Source organism: Undibacterium sp. Ji22W, assembly GCF_049340305.1.
In the GTDB taxonomy this organism is placed as follows: domain Bacteria; phylum Pseudomonadota; class Gammaproteobacteria; order Burkholderiales; family Burkholderiaceae_D; genus Undibacterium.
The window spans coordinates 877222-894476 of record NZ_JBMPOU010000003.1; the positions used below are offsets into that span (position 1 = coordinate 877222).

Consider the following 17255-nt stretch of genomic DNA (forward strand, 5'->3'; position numbering starts at 1 on the left):
CTATTTTGATATGCTGCCAACTTCGTTTTATTACTGTAACGATAAGAATTTTATTTATTGTTGTGAGGCAATAAATAAGTAAATACTCTATTTATTTTTGATGTGTGCCTTTCTTTTTTGGGAAAAACATGAAATTGAAACCTATTTGTGTCGCTTGTGCGCTTGCTTTTGGCACGATCGCTTTTACTGCCCCATCTTTCGCACAAGACGCGAAATCTTCCGCGGCTAAAACGGTGAAAAAAGCTGGTGCTGCGCCTGCGGCCAGTATCTATACCTCTGTTGAAGGCATTACCGAATATCGCCTCGCCAATGGGTTGCGTGTTTTATTAGCACCTGATGCCTCAAAGCCAACTACTACCGTTAACGTGACTTATCTGGTCGGTTCACGTCACGAAAGTTATGGCGAAACTGGGATGGCGCATTTGTTGGAACATTTGCTGTTTAAGGGAACCAAGACCAGCGGCAACTTAATGGATCAATTGAGTAAACGCGGCATGCAATTTAATGGTACGACTTTCTATGATCGCACTAACTACTATGAAACTTTCCCTGCGAGCGAAGATAATTTGCAATGGGCGTTGAGTATGGAAGCGGATCGTATGATCAATTCCAAAATCGCTCGTAGTGATCTCGATACTGAGTTTTCTGTTGTGCGTAACGAAATGGAAATCGGCGAAAACAATCCTTTCCGCGTGTTGTGGAAACAGTTGGCTGCAGTCACATTTGACTGGCACAACTATGGCAATAACACGATAGGTGCGCGCGCTGACGTGGAAGGTGTCAAGATCGACAATCTTCAAGGCTTCTATCGTAAATTCTATCAGCCGGATAACGCTGTGTTGATGGTTGCTGGTAAATTTGACACAGACAAAACTCTCGCGTTAATTGAAAAGACTTTTGGTGGTTTGGCCAAGCCTGGTCGCCAATTGGAAAAAACTTGGACGCGTGAACAAGCGCGTGACGGTGTGCGTGAAGTCACTGTGCGTCGCGTGACGGACCAGCAAATGGCAGCTGTGTTGTATCCAACTGCACCAGGCAGCCATGCTGACGCCGCAGCTTTATCCGCTTTGGGCGATATTCTGGGATCTGCGCCAAACGGCCGTTTACATAAACAATTAGTTGAAACTAAACAGGCCGTTGGCGTTGGTAATATCGTATTCCAATTGGCTGAGCCAGGTTATTCAATGTACCTGACGATGTTGAGTAAAGATCAAAGTGTTGATGCCGCGAAGAAGACCTTGATTGATACCGTAGAAGGTCTGAGCGCGAATCCAGTGACCGAAGCGGAATTGAAGCGCGCCAAAACGACTCTGTTGAATGATTTGGAAAAAACGATCAATGATCCACAGCGCTTGTGTGTAAGCATGTCTGAATCTATCGCATTAGGTGACTGGCGTTTGTTCTTCCTGCAGCGCGATCGCATTGAAGCTTTGACTTTGGCGGATATTAACCGTGTCGCGAAGAATTACTTTAAAGCGGATAACCGTAGTTTTGGACAATTCATTCCCGTCGCGACACCTGATCGTGCTGAAATTCCTGATGCACCAGACGTCGCTAAATTAGTCGAGGGTTACAAGGGGCGCGCTAAAGTCGCTGCTGGTGAAACCTTTGATGCAACGCCAGCAAATATCGATAAGCGTACGGAAAAACTCACCTTGGCAAATGGCGCGAAAGTCGCTCTGTTAAGTAAAAAAACGCGTGGTGAAACCGTTAGCGGTCGTTTAAGTTTGCATCTTGGCGATGAAAACTCTCTGTTTGGAAAAATGGTTCCTTCAGATCTTGCGGCTGACATGTTGATGCGCGGCTCCAGTAAATTCACCCGTGCAGAACTCGATACCAAATTAGGCGAACTGAAAGCCAAGTTGAATATTTCTGGATCTGGCCAGAATTTGACAGTCAGTTTTGATACTGTGCGTGCGAATCTGCCAGCCCTGTTGGATGTGTTGCGCGAAGTATTGCGTGCACCAAGTTTTGCGGCTAATGAATTTGACTTATTGATCAAAGAGAATTTGTCTGCATTAGAAAGCTCACGTAGTGAACCTCAAACAGCGGTTGCTGAAGCAATGAAGCCGAAGAAAAATGCGCCTTACAAGAAAGGTGACATTCGTTATTCTTCGACCATTGATGAAGGTATTGCAGAATACAGTGCGACCAAACTCGATGCAGTAAAAGACTTCTACAAGAATTTCTACGGTGCGAATGCAGCAGAATTTAGTTTGGTAGGCGACTTTGATGCTGCGGTGGTGAAAGCAAAATTGGCCAGCGTCATCGGTGACTGGAATAGTCCGGCGAAATTTACACGTGCGCCAAGCTTGCCATTAGCAGCAGCGAGTGCCAGCGTTAAATTGGAAACACCGGACAAGGCGAACGCCATTTATATGGCTGAATTGACGTTCGCGTTAAACGATCAAGCGCCTGAATATCCAGCTTTATTGGTCGCTGATAATGTCCTTGGTGGAGGCATCAAATCCCGTCTGTTTGGACGTATTCGCCAAAAAGAAGGTATTAGCTATGGCGTTGGTAGTTTTGTATCGATTCCAGCTTTGGATAAAACGGCAAATTTTGGTATCTCGGCGATGTTTGCACCGCAAAATTTGGAACGCTTGCAAAATGCAGTGAAAGAAGAATTGGCGCTATTTGTGAAAGACGGTATTACCGCTACCGAACTGGCAGATGCAAAATTGGCCTTGGCACAAACTTACACTTTGCGTCGCGCTCAAGATCCAGCTTTGGCGGGTGCTCTGCGTAATCAATTGTATTTAGGTCGTAGTATGGCATTTGACGCGGATATCGATGCCAAAATTGCGGCTTTGACTGTAGATCAGGTGAATGCGGCGATTCGTCAATTTATTAAGCCTGAAAATATGGGCCACTACTATGCAGGCGATTTTGCAGGTGCAGCTAAGAAAGCCGCGGCAGCTGCCAAGTAGTGTAAGTGCAGTTTTTAACAAAGTTTTAAAATAGTTGTAAATCAAATGAAAATGCGGTGTGAGAAATCACACCGCATTTTTTATAGACAACTGAAAATTAGCGTTTCTGTACATCAGTTGTTAATGCAAACTTCCGTGTTTTTACAAAATAATCCAACGGCCATTTTGCATACCAACTCGCACCCTGTCACCAATTCGAAATTGACCGGAATTATTCATCAATACAGTTTGTGTCCTGCCATTGGCGAGGCGTAGAGTAATTTCAGTCGCGTTGACCTGCTCGGTCGCTGAACGATCCACCTCATTACCGATGATCCCGCCCAAAATGGCCCCGCCAACGGTTGCTGCGGCGCGTCCGGCGTCGTTACCGCCATGGGAGCGAGTATCATACTGACGACCATAACCTCTACGCTCGTAGCGTGAACCGCGTGAACCGTTACTATCGTCACGTCCTAATTGATTACCAATAATGCCACCTAAAATGGCCCCAACAACTGCGCCACCGCCATTACTTTCACGAACTTGCGAAACATTTCGGATATTCACGATTTGCGCGACGTCGGTATTGTTATCGTAATTGGAATTGTAGTTATCTTGATACTGGTAGCGATCTTGGTATTGACCTTGTTGCGGTGTTTGTTGCGTATTATAGGAGCCAGCATATTGTCCATAAGCCTGATTCGAATAAGTCGAGCCGTAGTCGTTGTTGTAATTTCTTGCGTCAGAAGCACGATAACGATGTGCAACACAACCACCTAATTGCGTCAAGATAAGTGCGGCGGCAATAATGACAAGTTTTCGCATGATTTTTTCCTAAGAGAGAAGCGAGATAGCGCGATAAGCACATAACGCGCTCGCTATGACAGCAGTTGACGCGCACCTGGTCTTTCTCCCTACGCTAACTTGCACGGTACTGCGATACGCACCGCACGGTCTTTTCAAATAACCCCTATCGCCTTTAAATTGGCAATTTTCATATCATCGAAATGGAGCAGGGTGCGTAAACAATGTTCAGTATGTTGTCCTAGTAATGGGGGGGGCTGTACGTATTGGACAGGTGTTTTTGATAATTTCATCGGACTCCCGACTAAGCGCACGCTACCCGAGGAAGGGTGCGGCATATCAATTTGCATATGCCGCGCCTGTACTTGAGGATCGTGAAATACTTCGTCCAAATTATTGATGGCCCCACAAGGAACCCCGGACGACTCTAGCGTTGTGATCCAATCAGTTTTTGTTTTGGTCTTTACCATGTCAGCCAATATAGGCACTAGTACATCGCGATGTTGGACTCTCAATGGATTTGTCAGAAATCGTTCGTCATCAGCCAATTCTTCGCGACCGCCAATCTGAACAAATTTACGATATTGCGTATCGTTACCCGCCGCGACGATGATATGTCCATCGGAGGTGGCAAAAGTTTGATACGGGACGATGTTCGGATGCGCATTGCCCCATCTTTGCGGCGCTTTGCCGCTCTGTAGGTAATTGGCGCCCATATTTGCGAGCATGGCGACTTGAACATCAAGTAATGCCATATCTATGTATTGACCTTCACCCGTTTTGTCTCTGTGCGTCAGTGCTGCTAATACTGCAATCGTGGCATACATGCCGGTCATCAGATCGGTAATGGCAACACCCGCTTTTTGCGGTCCGCCTCCGGGCAAGTCATCGCGCTCACCTGTTAAAGACATTAAGCCTCCCATCCCTTGGATGATGAAGTCGTAGCCAGCACGCTGGGCATAAGGACCATCTTGTCCAAAGCCGGTGATAGAGCAATAGACGATGTCAGGTTTGAGTTGCTGCAAAGACCTGTAATCAAGGCCATATTTACTCAGCTGGCCTACTTTGTAGTTTTCCAACACAACATCAGATTGTTGTACCAAAGCTCGGATGATCTCTTGCCCTTCTGGTGTGGAAATATCGACGGAAATCGCCTGTTTGCCGCGGTTAGTTGCTAGGTAGTAAGCTGCTTCAGTGGTGTTATTTCCGGTACCGTCTTTAAGATAAGGTGGTCCCCAACTACGGGTGTCATCGCCGCTGCCAGGTCGCTCAACTTTAATAACTTCTGCGCCCAGATCCGCTAAATTTTGTGAGCACCATGGACCTGCAAGTACCCGACTCAGATCGAGTACGCGGATATGTCCAAGAGCAGTCTTGTGTTGAGGGGAGTTCTGCATATATGCTGTCTTTATTTCACTTGATAGTTAAGGGAGAATCTGATGTGGCCTTATCCTAAAATTGTAGCGCACCGTGGTGGCGGTAGTTTGGCGCCGGAAAATACTTTGGCTGCGATGCAGTGTGGCTTAAATTATGGTTTTAAGGCGGTCGAGTTTGACGTGATGTTATCAAAGGATGGGATCCCTGTGCTCATGCATGATCCAGATTTTGGCAGAACGATTGCCGGAACGGGTTCGGTGGCAACAACTTTAGCACGAGATTTATTTCAAATGGATGCGGGGTCTTGGTTTGATTCGCGTTTCGCGGATGTGCATGTGCCTAGTTATGAAGACGTTTTTTCGTTTTGTCAGGCACATCAGATATGGATGAATGTCGAAATTAAACCAGTACCCGGATTTGAACAAGAAACTGGACACACAGTTGCCCGTCTGACGCAAGAGCTATTTCGAAAGACTGGCGAGGAGGCAATTCCACCATTGTTTTCTTCATTTTCTCTGGAGGCCTTAATGTCGGCTAAAGACGCTGCGCCGGAGATTGCGCGCGGCTACCTGCTCGATGAGTTTGATCCAGGTTGGCGTGAAACTTTGGACAGCTTATCGGCGGTCGCATTACATACAAATCAAAAGTACTTAACACCAGTATGGGCAAAAGAAATCAAAAACGCTGGTTTCGGACTATTTTGTTATACGGTAAATGCGCCTGCACGTGGCCGAGAAATCTTGCAATGGGGCGTTGATGGGTTTTGTACTGATCGCATTGATTTGATTGGTGCTGACTTCGCTGAAGATAGTTGAAGTCGAGTAAAACTATCGATCTTTCGTGTGGTTACAAATGCTTACCATCCTTACATATTTAATGTCGTCAATTGTTTTTGCTTTGCGTTATATTTCCTGAGCACGACGCTCTTCTAGCTACATATTTTGATATTGATCATAAAAGGAATAAAGATGAAAACGATCTACATTAACGCCGCGTTAATTTCCATCATGTTGTCTGCAGCAATTGCTACGCCGGCGACTGCACAAAGTACGGCTACGCCGAACGTGAGTAAGCGTCAAGTGCTACAGCAAAAGCGTATTGCAGACGGAGTGCGGTCCGGAGAATTAACTGCTAAAGAGACGGCAAATCTGGAAGCGCGCGAAGCGAAAATTCAGGCGGATAAGCATGCAGCAAAAGCGGACGGCGTTGTCACGACCTCTGAGCGGGCGAAATTACAAGCAGAGGAAAATCGTGCGAGCAGAAAAATCTATCAAAAGAAACATAATGAACGGACTACCAAGTAGTTGCAGATAGGGTAGCCAGTGGAAACTAATTGCTTCCCCGGTATTAAAGTATTGGCTTTTATATTTTGCGGAGATTGTCCGCACCATCGAACACAAACCAGATCTCTTTGTCGTGGATCTGGCTTGTCTCGAGGCTCTTAATTGATTTTCCTTGATTAATATCAAGTGGAATACCATTTTCTATTTTTAAGAAAGTACAATAAATTTACAAGCTGTGGTTCTTTGATGCTCTCATGCAATATTTCGTTTGATAATATAAAAAAACAGTTCATACTCCCTGCGTCGCGTCAGATATGAACTTTTTTAATATGTCTAATTTTTGCTTTTTACGTGTCTGGCTATCTCTTCTATTTTGTATTTTGAGTCTCTCTTCACAAGCACAGTCTGTACGTCATGTGAAGTTGTTCTATCCAGAGAATATCGATACGAAGGGAAAGCAAATACCGCTTACGCCTGAACAAACTAAGGTATTTCAATATTTTGAAAAAGAAGCAGCGCTGAAATTTTCGATTGTTATCTTGCCTTGGAAACGTGCACAGTTGGAGGTGGAGCGCGGCAACGGCATCATCTATGGCTTTTCGAAATCGTTAGAACGCTTGGATCGTTATAGATTTTCTCTGCCTTTCCTGAATCTACCTGTGTGGGCAATTTCTTACGGGCCAGAAAATGCGCAGATTGCCGAACTAAAGGACTTAAAAGGGAAAATCGTTGCAACAAGCGTAGGGATTACCCATGGCATAGAATTTGAGCGGGCGCGTGAGACCGTGTTTACGGTGACAGAAGATTTTTTGTCATATCAAGAACGACTCAAGAAATTGATTGCTAAACGTAGCGATATAATTTTAGTGCCCTACAATCAGCAAGTTAGTCGCGAACAAGTCGAATTTACGATTAATCGTAAACTGATTCCCGGATTTGATGACCCTGAGTTGAACGGCCGTGTGTTCAATGTATCCATTAATCCAATTTTTATCGATACCATTCATTTTGCTAGTTCAAAAGAGCATTGGAGTGAGGTGGTAGACAGAATTGATAGTGCGATTGAACGAGGTTTGAAAAACGGCTCCCTATCAAAATTATTACTCAATTATTAAGATCGCGAAATGTAAGTTGACGATTTTCTCAACCCGCTTGTGTGACTGCACTAAGCGGGTTTTTGTTTTTAGCGCAAAAAAATCAGGCAGTCACGTATAATCAAAGGTTAAATTCACTTTTTGCATGGCCTTTACCTCTATATAAACTATGAACTCGTCAGAAATTCGCGAAAAATTCCTCAAATTCTTTGAATCTAAAGGGCACAGCATTGTCCGTTCTTCCAGTCTGATTCCAGGCAATGATCCAACCTTGTTGTTCACCAATTCGGGCATGGTGCAATTTAAAGACGTGTTCCTGGGGCAAGACAAACGTAATTACACGCGTGCAACGACGGCGCAACGCAGCGTACGTGCTGGCGGTAAGCACAACGATTTGGAAAATGTAGGCTATACAGCGCGCCATCATACTTTCTTTGAAATGTTGGGCAATTTCTCGTTTGGCGATTACTTTAAACGCGATGCGATTAACTACGCTTGGGAATTGTTGACGGTCGTATATGGTCTGCCTAAAGACAAACTGACTGTTACCGTCTATCAAGAAGACGACGAAGCTTACGACATTTGGAAAAATGAAATTGGTGTACCCGCAGAGCGTATCATTCGCATCGGCGACAATAAAGGCGCGCGTTACGCCTCAGATAATTTCTGGCAGATGGCAGATACCGGCCCTTGTGGTCCTTGCAGTGAAATTTTCTATGACCACGGTGCTGAAATTTGGGGTGGCCCTCCAGGTTCGCCTGACGAAAATGGTGATCGTTTTATTGAAGTATGGAACTTGGTATTCATGCAATTCAATAAAGATGAGCAAGGTGTCTTGCACCCATTGCCAAAACCTTGCGTCGATACCGGCATGGGTCTGGAGCGTATCGCTGCGGTTTTGCAACACGTACATTCCAATTACGAAATCGATACCTTCCAAGCTTTGATCAAAGCGGCTGCTCGTGAAACTGGCTGCGCTGATTTGAACAATAACTCTTTGAAAGTGATTGCCGACCACATTCGTTGCGCGGGCTTCCTGATTGTTGATGGGATCATTCCAGGTAATGAAGGTCGCGGTTATGTATTGCGTCGCATTACACGGCGCGCATTGCGTCATGGACATAAACTCGGCCAAACCAAACCCTTCTTCTTCAAGTTGGTAGCTGATTTGGTGAAAGAGATGGGCGTTGCTTACCCAGAATTGGCAGAAGCAGGTGAGCGCGTTGCACAAGTCTTGAAGCAAGAAGAAGAACGTTTCGGCGAAACGCTGGAACACGGGATGAAGATTCTCGAAGCAGCGCTGGCCAAAGATAGCAAGAATTTGGATGGCAATACGGCCTTCACTTTGTACGATACCTACGGTTTTCCACTCGATTTAACGGCTGATATTTGCCGTGAACGCAATGTGGTGTTGGACGAAGCTGGTTTTGATGCAGCGATGGCAAATCAAAAACAAATGGCGCGTGCAGCTGGTAAATTCAAAATGGGCACCGCGATTGAATACAACGGTGAAAAATCGAAATTCGTCGGTTACGAGCAATTGAGCTACGACAGTAAAGTGATTGCTTTATATGTCGATGGCGCAGCAGTGCAAAAAATTGAAGCAGGTCAGGCAGCGATTGTGGTATTGGATGTGACACCGTTCTATGCTGAATCCGGTGGTCAGTGTGGCGATGCTGGTATCTTGCAAGCCGCTAATGGCGTGGCTTTTGACGTCGCTGATACACAAAAAATTCAAGCTGACGTGTTCGGTCATCATGGCGTATTGAGTGCTGGTAGTTTATCCATTGGCGATGCCGTTAATGCACAAGTGGACAAAGTGTTGCGCGGACACACCATACGTAATCACTCCGCTACGCATTTGATGCACAAGGCTTTGCGCGAAGTGCTCGGTGCGCACGTTGCGCAAAAAGGCTCTTTGGTTGATGCGGAAAAAACGCGCTTCGACTTTAGTCATAACGCACCAATGACTGCCGAAGAAATTCGTCAAGTAGAAGTCATCGTCAATCGTGAAATCTTGGAGAACGTCGCGACACAAGCGCATTTGATGTCATTTGATGACGCCGTCAAACATGGCGCGATGGCCTTGTTTGGTGAAAAGTATGGCGATGAAGTACGTGTATTAGATATCGGTACTTCACGTGAATTGTGCGGCGGTGTACACGTGCATCGTACTGGTGATATCGGGTTATTCAAGATCGTCGGTGAGGGTGGTATCGCCGCTGGTATTCGCCGCGTTGAGGCAGTCACAGGCGAAGGCGCATTCAATCTAGTGCAAGATATGGATGCACGCATCAGTCAGGTTGCGGCAACGATGAAGGTGCAGCCAGAAGATATTGGTTCACGCCTGAATCAGTGGCAAGATCAAATGAAGTCACTGGAAAAAGAAGTGGCTGCATTGAAATCCAAATTGGCCTCTAATCAAGCCGATGCGATGTTGTCACAAGCGACAGAGATTAATGGTGTGAAAGTCTTGGTTGCGACCTTGGATGGTGCTGATGCAAACGCCTTGCGTGATTCCGTCACACGTCTCAAAGATCAACTGAAGACAGCGGTAATTGTTTTAGCCTCAGTGATTGATGGCAAAGTGAGTCTGACAGCCGGTGTAAGCGCAGATTGCACCGCCAAAGTCAAAGCTGGTGATTTGGTCAATTTTGTGGCGCAACAAGTGGGTGGTAAGGGCGGCGGTCGTCCTGATATGGCGCAGGCAGGTGGTACGATTCCAGAAGGCTTGCCAGAGGCTTTGGCGGCGGTTCCTGACTGGTTGGCAGCGAAACTGTAATTCTAGCTGTATGCCGAAGTGCCTAATGCAACGTTAAGGATAAAAAGGGGGGGGGGCTTGAAGAACGTGCGACCACAAGTATTCAAGTTGTTCCTTGCATTAATCGTTATTGTTATTACAGTTAATGTAGGGTCAAAGCAAAAGTAAAACATGTTTTGCTTGTTGCGTTGCACAATTCACAGAAATTTCCGGTAGAATTGCTTGCATTACGTTTTAGCAGTTCATTGTTTTCTTAGAAGCTATTATTACTCTTGTAACAGGTAAAATCATGCAATTCAATAAAGAACTGGATGCTCGTGGATTAAGTTGCCCGCTTCCTATCTTAAAAGCAAAAAAAGCTTTAGCCGAAATGATCACGGGCGAAGTTTTGCGCGTGATTGCGACTGATCCCGGTTCTGTACGTGATTTCAAAGCTTTTTCTAAGCAAACTGGCAACGAACTTCTGTCGCATTTAGAAGTCAGCAATGAATTTGAATATTTCTTGAAGCGTAAATAAGCCATGCGGCTTACACAGAGTTTCTGTTTAATATTGAGTTTGCTTAGTGTTTGAAATCGGCTCAAAAAGACAAAGTCTTAAAAAACCACAAATATTTTTGTGGTTTTTTTTTATCAAAACCGTGAGATTTCATAGAAGAATTCATCAGTTTTCATAAAAAAGAACGAACGTTCTAAAAAAGCAGACGCGTTTCCTGTTAACATCTATAATCATCTACTTTACGTTTACGTCAATTAGCGTGGTTTAACCCTATGTTGGCGTAGACTGGCAACAGAATTCTTTGGTTTTATTATTCGTTTTTTATCTTAGTTATTTTTATCTTAGTACCGCACAATAAAGGCAAAACTATGAAAGTCTTAGTACCAGTTAAGCGCGTGGTTGACTATAACGTTAAAGTCCGCGTCAAATCCGATGGCTCTGGCGTTGATGTTGCTAACGTCAAGATGTCTATGAACCCATTCGATGAAATCGCTGTAGAAGAAGCGACACGCTTAAAAGAAGCTGGTGTCGTGACCGAAGTAATTGCGGTGTCTTGCGGCGTGCTGCAATGTCAGGAAACACTGCGTACAGCGATGGCAATTGGTGCTGATCGTGGTATTTTGGTGGAAACGGATGCAGAACTACAACCTTTGGCAGTTGCTAAATTACTGAAAGCTTTAGCAGATAAAGAGCAACCACAATTGATCATTTTGGGTAAGCAAGCGATTGATGATGATTGCAATCAAACAGGTCAAATGTTAGCTGCGTTGTTAGGTTGGCCACAAGCGACATTCGCTTCTAAGGTCGTAGTCGCCGACGGTAAGGCAATCGTTACACGTGAAGTTGACGGTGGTTTAGAGACTTTGAGCCTGACTTTGCCTGCAATCATCACGACAGATTTGCGTTTGAATGAGCCACGTTATGTGACTTTGCCGAACATCATGAAGGCCAAAAAGAAAACTTTGGATAACGTCAAACCAGCGGATTTGGGTGTCGATGTGACTTCTCGCATTAAGACTTTAAAAGTCGCTGAACCAGCAAAACGTTCCGCGGGCATCATCGTGCCAGACGTTGCGACGTTGGTCAGTAAGTTGAAAAATGAAGCCAAAGTCATCGGCTGATTTTTTCTGCTTGCAAAATTTTTCGTTATTCATTTCAATCAAATTTTTAAGCAAATTCATTTGTGAATTTGCGGAAACAAGTGGAAACCATCATGACTACACTCGTCATCGCTGAACACGATAATGCTAGCCTGAAAGGCAGCACACTCAACACGATTACCGCCGCAACCCAATGCGGTGGTGACGTACACGTTTTAGTTGCGGGTCACAACGCTGCAGCCGCAGCACAAGCAGCAGCACAAATCGCTGGTGTGGCAAAAGTATTGCATGCTGATGCAACTTACTTCGCAGAAGGATTGGCAGAGAATGTAGCAGAACAAGTTTTGACAATTGCTTCTGGCTACAGTCACATTTTGGCACCAGCAACAGCCTACGGCAAAAACATTTTGCCGCGCGTCGCCGCTAAATTGGACGTCGCGCAAATTTCTGAAATTACGAAAATCGACAGCCCAGATACTTTTGAACGTCCGATCTACGCAGGTAACGCGATCGCTACTGTGCAATCGACTGACTCTGTGAAAGTAATTACAGTACGCACCACAGGCTTTGATGCTGCAGCAACGGGTGGCTCTGCTGTAGTTGAAGTGCTTGCAGCTGTTGCCGATAGCGGCAAATCTGCTTTCGTCTCACGTGAAGTCGCAAAATCTGATCGCCCAGAATTAACGGCCGCGAAGGTTATTGTCTCTGGTGGTCGCGGTATGGGCTCTGCCGAAGCGTTTAAAGTGCTGGAACCATTAGCCGATAAACTCGGTGCGGCGATGGGCGCTTCGCGTGCTGCTGTTGACGCTGGCTACGTGCCGAATGATTGGCAAGTGGGTCAAACCGGTAAGATCGTCGCCCCAACTTTGTATATTGCAGTCGGTATCTCCGGCGCGATCCAACATTTAGCTGGTATGAAAGATTCTAAAACGATCGTTGCGATCAACAAAGATCCAGAGGCACCGATCTTCTCAGTTGCTGATTACGGCATCGTTGGCGATTTGTTTGATATCGTGCCACAGTTAGTGACAGAGTTAGGCTAAGCGCTAGCTACATAATGTTGTTGTGATTTTCTATCAATGAAAATCGTCGATCGTAGAGGGCGTAGAGAAATCACTGGAATTCTCTGCGCCCTTGGTATATCTGAGCACAAGAATGATTTGAGATACTGGGAGACTGTATGAGCTACGTAGCACCGATCAAAGACATGTTATTCGTGATGAACGAATTAGCAGGTCTGACTGAAGTAAATGAATTGCCTGGCTGTGAAGATGCCACCCCAGAAACAGTGGAAGCGGTGCTGGGGGAGAATGCGCGCTTTACTAGCGAAGTGATTGCCCCTTTGAATTGGGCAGGCGATCAAGAGCCTAGCTACTGGAAAGATGGACAGGTATTTACAACGAAGGGCTTCAAAGAAGCCTTCAAGATGTTCGCTGAAGCGGGTTGGCAAGGTGTGCAACACCCAACAGAGTTTGGCGGTCAAGGCTTACCAAAATTGGTAGCAGCACCTTGTATCGAAATGCTGCACTCAGCGAACTTGTCTTTCGCTTTGTGCCCATTGTTAAGTGACGGTGCGATCGAAGCTCTGTTGACAGCAGGTAGCGACGCCGACAAAGCCACTTACCTTGAGAATTTGGTATCAGGTAAATGGACTGGCACCATGAATTTGACCGAGCCACAAGCGGGTTCGGATTTGGCGATGGTGCGTACCCGCGCAGTGCCACAAGATGATGGAACTTATAAAGTATTCGGTACGAAGATTTTCATCACTTATGGTGATCACGATATGGCCGAAAATATCGTGCATCTCGTGTTGGCGCGCACACCTGATGCTCCGGAAGGTGTTAAGGGCATTTCCCTGTTTATCGTGCCGAAATTCTTGGTGAATGCAGACGGCAGTCTCGGTGCACGCAATGATGCACATTGTGTATCGATTGAGCATAAGCTCGGTATCAAAGCGAGTCCAACGTGTGTATTGCAATTTGGTGATAACGGTGGAGCAATCGGCACTTTGGTCGGCGAAGAGAACCGTGGCTTGGAATACATGTTCATCATGATGAACGCAGCACGTTTTGGGGTTGGTATGCAAGGTGTGGCGGTGGCTGAACGCGCGTATCAAAAAGCGGTGCAATACGCGAAAGACCGCGTGCAGTCGCGTGATCTGGCCGGTTCTGCAGGGCCGGTGAGCATCATTCATCATCCCGACGTACGTCGTATGTTGATGTCTATGCGTGCGCAGATCGAAGGTTCACGTGCTTTGGCGTATGTCGCTGCTGCGATGAGTGATAAAGCGCATCATCACGCAGATGCAGAGGTGCGTAAGCAAAATCAAGCAGCTTATGAATTCTTAGTACCTATTGTTAAAGGCTGGGCAACCGAGTTGTCTTTGGATGTGACGTCGACTGGTGTGCAAGTGCATGGAGGCATGGGCTTCATCGAAGAAACTGGTGCGGCACAATATTATCGCGATGCGCAGATTTTGACGATTTATGAAGGTACGACCGCGATTCAAGCAAATGATTTGGTCGGGCGTAAGACCTATCGTGATGGTGGTGCAGTGGCGAAACAATTCATTGCACAAGTGCGGGCGGTTGAAGCGGAATTGAACGCGACTGGTGATGAAAATTTGAAGGCCATCGCAGCGCAATTAGCAATCGGTGCCAAAGCGATGGAAGATGTCGTTGACTTCGTCGTTGCTAACTTTAAATCTGATATCAAAGCAGTTTTCTCTGGCAGTGTGCCATATTTGAAATTGGCAGGCGTCGTATTGGGTGGTTGCCAAATGGCGCGTGCGGCTCTGATTACACAAGCAAAACTGCAAGTGGGTGAGGGCGATGCTAGTTTCAATCAAGCTAAAATCGCGACGGCACGCTTCTTCGCCGATCATGTCTTAAGTGCTGCACAAGGTTTGCGTACCTCTATCGTCGACGGTAGTGCTGGTGTGTTGGCCTTGAGTGAAGAGCAATTCTAAGATTTTGCTTTGGCATGATTAAAAAAATAGCGCGAAGTTTTTTACTTCGCGCTATTTTTACTTTCAAAGTCTGAGGTTTTTCAGCCGTAGGCGCCACCAGTGTACAGCAGGTCAAAACCACGCGCCAATACAAACAGCAAAGAAATAGCACCCAATCCCACACTAAAAACTAGCAGCAATGCGAGTGGCCAAGAAGACTCGCTGTGGTGACCAGATTGAGAATTAAATTGCGCATCCCAATGTTCATCCGATTTTAGTCCGAGAATCAGACACATTAAGATGCTGATTAGGAATGACAGCATCCATGGCGCATAGGTAACAAAGAAATTTAAGTTGAAATAAAGTTTAGATAATAGAAAAGACAGCGGTAAGCTGATGAAATGCAGCCAAGCAAAATTGTCGCGTTTGCCATAGAGGTAAAATCGATGTGCGCCGAGACTGCCAAATACCAGGCAGATCAATACTGCGAGCGTTTTATTTTTATGTGAACTTATTGTCATGTTGGGATTTTTGATGCTTTTGAGTAAATAGTCATTTTATCGGATTTGTTGTACGCCAAGCTTATTCATTGTGTGTCGAGATCAAAAAAGCCAAACCCTCAAATTTCTTTAATTGAAGCTATAAATTAACGACAGAAATCGGGTAAAATGCTTGGTTTTACAAAGCCACTATTGAATAGTTCTTGCGGAGATTCTGCTTTGCGGGCTATAATTTGCGGCTTTTTCCGTCCTTTGACAATTTTTTGGAAATATTATGGTCGTTATTCGTTTAGCTCGTGGTGGTGCAAAAAAGCGCCCTTTCTACAATATCGTTGCAGCTGATTCACGTAATCGTCGTGATGGTCGCTTCATCGAGCGTATCGGTTTTTACAATCCAGTAGCAACTGGCAATGCTGAAGAAGTTCGCGTTGCGGCAGATCGTTTGGCTTACTGGCAAGGCGTAGGTGCACAATTGTCACCAGCTGTTGCTCGTTTGGTTGCTCAAGTAGCAAAAAAAGCAGCTTAATTGTCTGCTTTAATTGAAGTAGGGCAGGCAGTGCAAGTATCTGCAAATCAATCTGCTCCTGATGATTTAGTCGTAGTTGGCTATGTCTCAGGGGCATTTGGTCTTCAAGGGTGGGTGAAAATTCGCCCTTACTCGAGCACTGCTGATGCTTTGCTGGAAGCGCCTCTGTTCTGGTTGGAAAGTGCTGCACAAGCTGGTGTTGTTCCGAATCTGCGTGAAGTTAAGCGTCTGAGTTCGAAGATACATGGCGAAGATGTGGTAGCAAAATTAGATGAAGTGCCAGATCGCACAGCTGCAGAAGCCTTAAAAGGCACTGTAGTGAAAGTCTCGCGCCAGGCGTTTCCTGCGCTTGAGCAAGACGAGTTCTATTGGGTCGATCTGATCGGCTTAGCAGTACAGAATTTACAAGGTGAAGACCTTGGCGTTGTCCGCGCATTGATGGATAACGGTGCACAGTCGATTTTGCGGGTCGCGGCCAGCGATGTCCCAGAAGCAGAATTGATGAAGCATGAACGCTTAATTCCTTTTGTCGATCATTTCGTTAAAGAAGTCGATCGTGAAGCGAAAAAAATCGTGGTTGACTGGGGTAGTGATTATTAAGTCCCAGTTTGTAGAGAATCGCAGTTGTTCGGATTGTGGAGCGTGATGGATGCAATTTGATGTCATTACGCTGTTTCCTGAAATGTTTGCTGCGATTACTGAATCTGGTGTGACGCGAAGGGCATTTGAGCAAAAGAAATGCGCCTTGCAGTTTTGGAATCCGCGCGATTTCACTACAGACAAGCATCGTACTGTGGACGACAGGCCTTATGGCGGTGGCCCCGGTATGGTAATGATGGCCAAGCCTTTGCAGATGGCCTTGCATGCGGCAAAGGCGCGCCAGCAAGAAATCGGATTTGCAAAGCCTAAAGTGCTTTACTTATCGCCGCAAGGTAAGCCTATGAATCACACCCGTGTGATGGAATGGGCGAAGCAAGACGGTTTGGTCTTGTTGTGTGGTCGTTATGAGGCTGTTGATCAGCGCTTGTTAGACCGAGAAGTCGATGAAGAAATCAGCCTTGGCGATTTCGTTTTGTCCGGCGGTGAATTGCCCGCAATGGCCTTGATGGATGCGGTAATTCGTCAGTTGCCAGGTGTTTTACATGATGAAGCTTCGGCGGTTGAAGATAGTTTTGTAAATGGTTTGCTAGATTGCCCGCATTACACCAGACCAGAAGTTTTTGAAGATCAATCTGTGCCGACGGTCTTAATGGGCGGTAATCACGCAGAGATCGCAAAATGGCGACGTCAGCAATCCTTATTGGTGAGTTGGCAGAAGCGCCCAGAATTAATTGAGCAAGTCCGCAAAGCGGGTTTGCTAACTAAGGCGGATGAGAAGTTCCTGAAATCGCTGAATCCGTTCTGATCGATTTTATCGCTTAGACCTTAGTAAAGAATTCGTTACTTTTTGTACGA

At 45.8% G+C, this 17255-nt stretch carries 15 protein-coding genes; 12 read left to right on the forward strand and 3 right to left on the reverse strand.

The window, feature by feature from the left end; translation table 11 throughout:
* Window positions 1–128: 128 nt before the first annotated feature.
* Window positions 129–2930, forward strand: a complete 2802-nt coding sequence (locus tag ACO0KW_RS16330) for a M16 family metallopeptidase (RefSeq protein ID WP_423054376.1) — start codon at window positions 129–131, stop codon at window positions 2928–2930.
* Window positions 2931–3071: 141 nt separating this feature from the next.
* Here the strand turns inward: ACO0KW_RS16330 and ACO0KW_RS16335 are convergent, their stop codons facing one another.
* Together ACO0KW_RS16335 and ACO0KW_RS16340 are read right to left on the reverse strand one after the other, a co-directional pair.
* Window positions 3072–3734: a hypothetical protein gene (locus ACO0KW_RS16335; protein ID WP_423054377.1), complete on the reverse strand. Its 663-nt coding sequence runs from the start codon at window positions 3732–3734 to the stop codon at window positions 3072–3074.
* Between the two features lie 134 nt (window positions 3735–3868).
* Window positions 3869–5110 carry a CaiB/BaiF CoA transferase family protein gene (locus tag ACO0KW_RS16340; protein ID WP_423054378.1) on the reverse strand — a complete coding sequence of 414 codons (1242 nt, stop codon included), beginning with the start codon at window positions 5108–5110 and terminating at the stop codon, window positions 3869–3871.
* Window positions 5111–5152: 42 nt separating this feature from the next.
* On the opposite strand from ACO0KW_RS16340, the gene ugpQ reads away from it, so the two are divergent.
* From ugpQ to ACO0KW_RS16380, 8 genes are all read left to right on the forward strand, one after another.
* On the forward strand, window positions 5153–5905 hold the full coding sequence (ugpQ, locus tag ACO0KW_RS16345; RefSeq protein ID WP_423054379.1) for a glycerophosphodiester phosphodiesterase: 753 nt from the start codon (window positions 5153–5155) through the stop codon (window positions 5903–5905).
* Window positions 5906–6058: 153 nt separating this feature from the next.
* On the forward strand, window positions 6059–6394 hold the full coding sequence (locus ACO0KW_RS16350; protein ID WP_423054380.1) for a hypothetical protein: 336 nt from the start codon (window positions 6059–6061) through the stop codon (window positions 6392–6394).
* 308 nt (window positions 6395–6702) lie between these two features.
* Window positions 6703–7488 (forward strand): substrate-binding periplasmic protein, encoded by a 786-nt coding sequence (locus ACO0KW_RS16355; protein WP_423054381.1) that lies wholly within the window; start codon window positions 6703–6705, stop codon window positions 7486–7488.
* Between the two features lie 148 nt (window positions 7489–7636).
* Entirely contained in the window at window positions 7637–10249 is a 2613-nt protein-coding gene (gene alaS / locus ACO0KW_RS16360; protein ID WP_423054382.1) for an alanine--tRNA ligase, read from the forward strand.
* Window positions 10250–10517: 268 nt separating this feature from the next.
* Window positions 10518–10745, forward strand: coding sequence for a sulfurtransferase TusA family protein (locus ACO0KW_RS16365; protein ID WP_186940835.1), 228 nt, complete (start codon window positions 10518–10520; stop codon window positions 10743–10745).
* Between the two features lie 347 nt (window positions 10746–11092).
* Window positions 11093–11845, forward strand: a complete 753-nt coding sequence (locus tag ACO0KW_RS16370) for an electron transfer flavoprotein subunit beta/FixA family protein (RefSeq protein WP_423054384.1) — start codon at window positions 11093–11095, stop codon at window positions 11843–11845.
* A 92-nt stretch (window positions 11846–11937) separates the two neighbouring features.
* On the forward strand, window positions 11938–12867 hold the full coding sequence (locus ACO0KW_RS16375) for an electron transfer flavoprotein subunit alpha/FixB family protein (protein WP_423054385.1): 930 nt from the start codon (window positions 11938–11940) through the stop codon (window positions 12865–12867).
* A gap of 137 nt (window positions 12868–13004) precedes the next feature.
* Complete coding sequence (locus ACO0KW_RS16380; RefSeq protein WP_423054386.1) at window positions 13005–14795, forward strand: acyl-CoA dehydrogenase; 1791 nt, start codon at window positions 13005–13007, stop codon at window positions 14793–14795.
* An 80-nt stretch (window positions 14796–14875) separates the two neighbouring features.
* On the opposite strand, the gene ACO0KW_RS16385 is transcribed toward ACO0KW_RS16380, so the two are convergent.
* Entirely contained in the window at window positions 14876–15295 is a 420-nt protein-coding gene (locus ACO0KW_RS16385) for an NINE protein (RefSeq protein ID WP_423054388.1), read from the reverse strand.
* 253 nt (window positions 15296–15548) lie between these two features.
* Here ACO0KW_RS16385 and rpsP point away from each other — a divergent pair, with 253 nt between their 5' ends.
* From rpsP to trmD, 3 genes are read left to right on the forward strand one after another with little or no spacing between them, the layout of a single operon-like run.
* Window positions 15549–15800 (forward strand): 30S ribosomal protein S16, encoded by a 252-nt coding sequence (gene rpsP, locus ACO0KW_RS16390; RefSeq protein WP_186890295.1) that lies wholly within the window; start codon window positions 15549–15551, stop codon window positions 15798–15800.
* The gene (gene rimM, locus ACO0KW_RS16395; RefSeq protein WP_423054389.1) at window positions 15801–16400 is read left to right on the forward strand and encodes a ribosome maturation factor RimM; all 600 of its coding nucleotides are present in this window, start codon (window positions 15801–15803) and stop codon (window positions 16398–16400) included.
* 49 nt (window positions 16401–16449) lie between these two features.
* Entirely contained in the window at window positions 16450–17205 is a 756-nt protein-coding gene (gene trmD / locus ACO0KW_RS16400; protein WP_423054391.1) for a tRNA (guanosine(37)-N1)-methyltransferase TrmD, read from the forward strand.
* The last annotated feature ends 50 nt before the right edge of the window (window positions 17206–17255 follow it).

Coding starts and splice junctions, on each gene's coding strand:
- ACO0KW_RS16330 (WP_423054376.1), top strand. CDS start 129: ATGAAATTGAAACCTATTTGTGTCGCTTGTGCGCTTGCTTTTGGCACG.
- ACO0KW_RS16335 (WP_423054377.1), bottom strand. CDS start 3,734: ATGCGAAAACTTGTCATTATTGCCGCCGCACTTATCTTGACGCAATTA.
- ACO0KW_RS16340 (WP_423054378.1), bottom strand. CDS start 5,110: ATGCAGAACTCCCCTCAACACAAGACTGCTCTTGGACATATCCGCGTA.
- ugpQ (WP_423054379.1), top strand. CDS start 5,153: ATGTGGCCTTATCCTAAAATTGTAGCGCACCGTGGTGGCGGTAGTTTG.
- ACO0KW_RS16350 (WP_423054380.1), top strand. CDS start 6,059: ATGAAAACGATCTACATTAACGCCGCGTTAATTTCCATCATGTTGTCT.
- ACO0KW_RS16355 (WP_423054381.1), top strand. CDS start 6,703: ATGTCTAATTTTTGCTTTTTACGTGTCTGGCTATCTCTTCTATTTTGT.
- alaS (WP_423054382.1), top strand. CDS start 7,637: ATGAACTCGTCAGAAATTCGCGAAAAATTCCTCAAATTCTTTGAATCT.
- ACO0KW_RS16365 (WP_186940835.1), top strand. CDS start 10,518: ATGCAATTCAATAAAGAACTGGATGCTCGTGGATTAAGTTGCCCGCTT.
- ACO0KW_RS16370 (WP_423054384.1), top strand. CDS start 11,093: ATGAAAGTCTTAGTACCAGTTAAGCGCGTGGTTGACTATAACGTTAAA.
- ACO0KW_RS16375 (WP_423054385.1), top strand. CDS start 11,938: ATGACTACACTCGTCATCGCTGAACACGATAATGCTAGCCTGAAAGGC.
- ACO0KW_RS16380 (WP_423054386.1), top strand. CDS start 13,005: ATGAGCTACGTAGCACCGATCAAAGACATGTTATTCGTGATGAACGAA.
- ACO0KW_RS16385 (WP_423054388.1), bottom strand. CDS start 15,295: ATGACAATAAGTTCACATAAAAATAAAACGCTCGCAGTATTGATCTGC.
- rpsP (WP_186890295.1), top strand. CDS start 15,549: ATGGTCGTTATTCGTTTAGCTCGTGGTGGTGCAAAAAAGCGCCCTTTC.
- trmD (WP_423054391.1), top strand. CDS start 16,450: ATGCAATTTGATGTCATTACGCTGTTTCCTGAAATGTTTGCTGCGATT.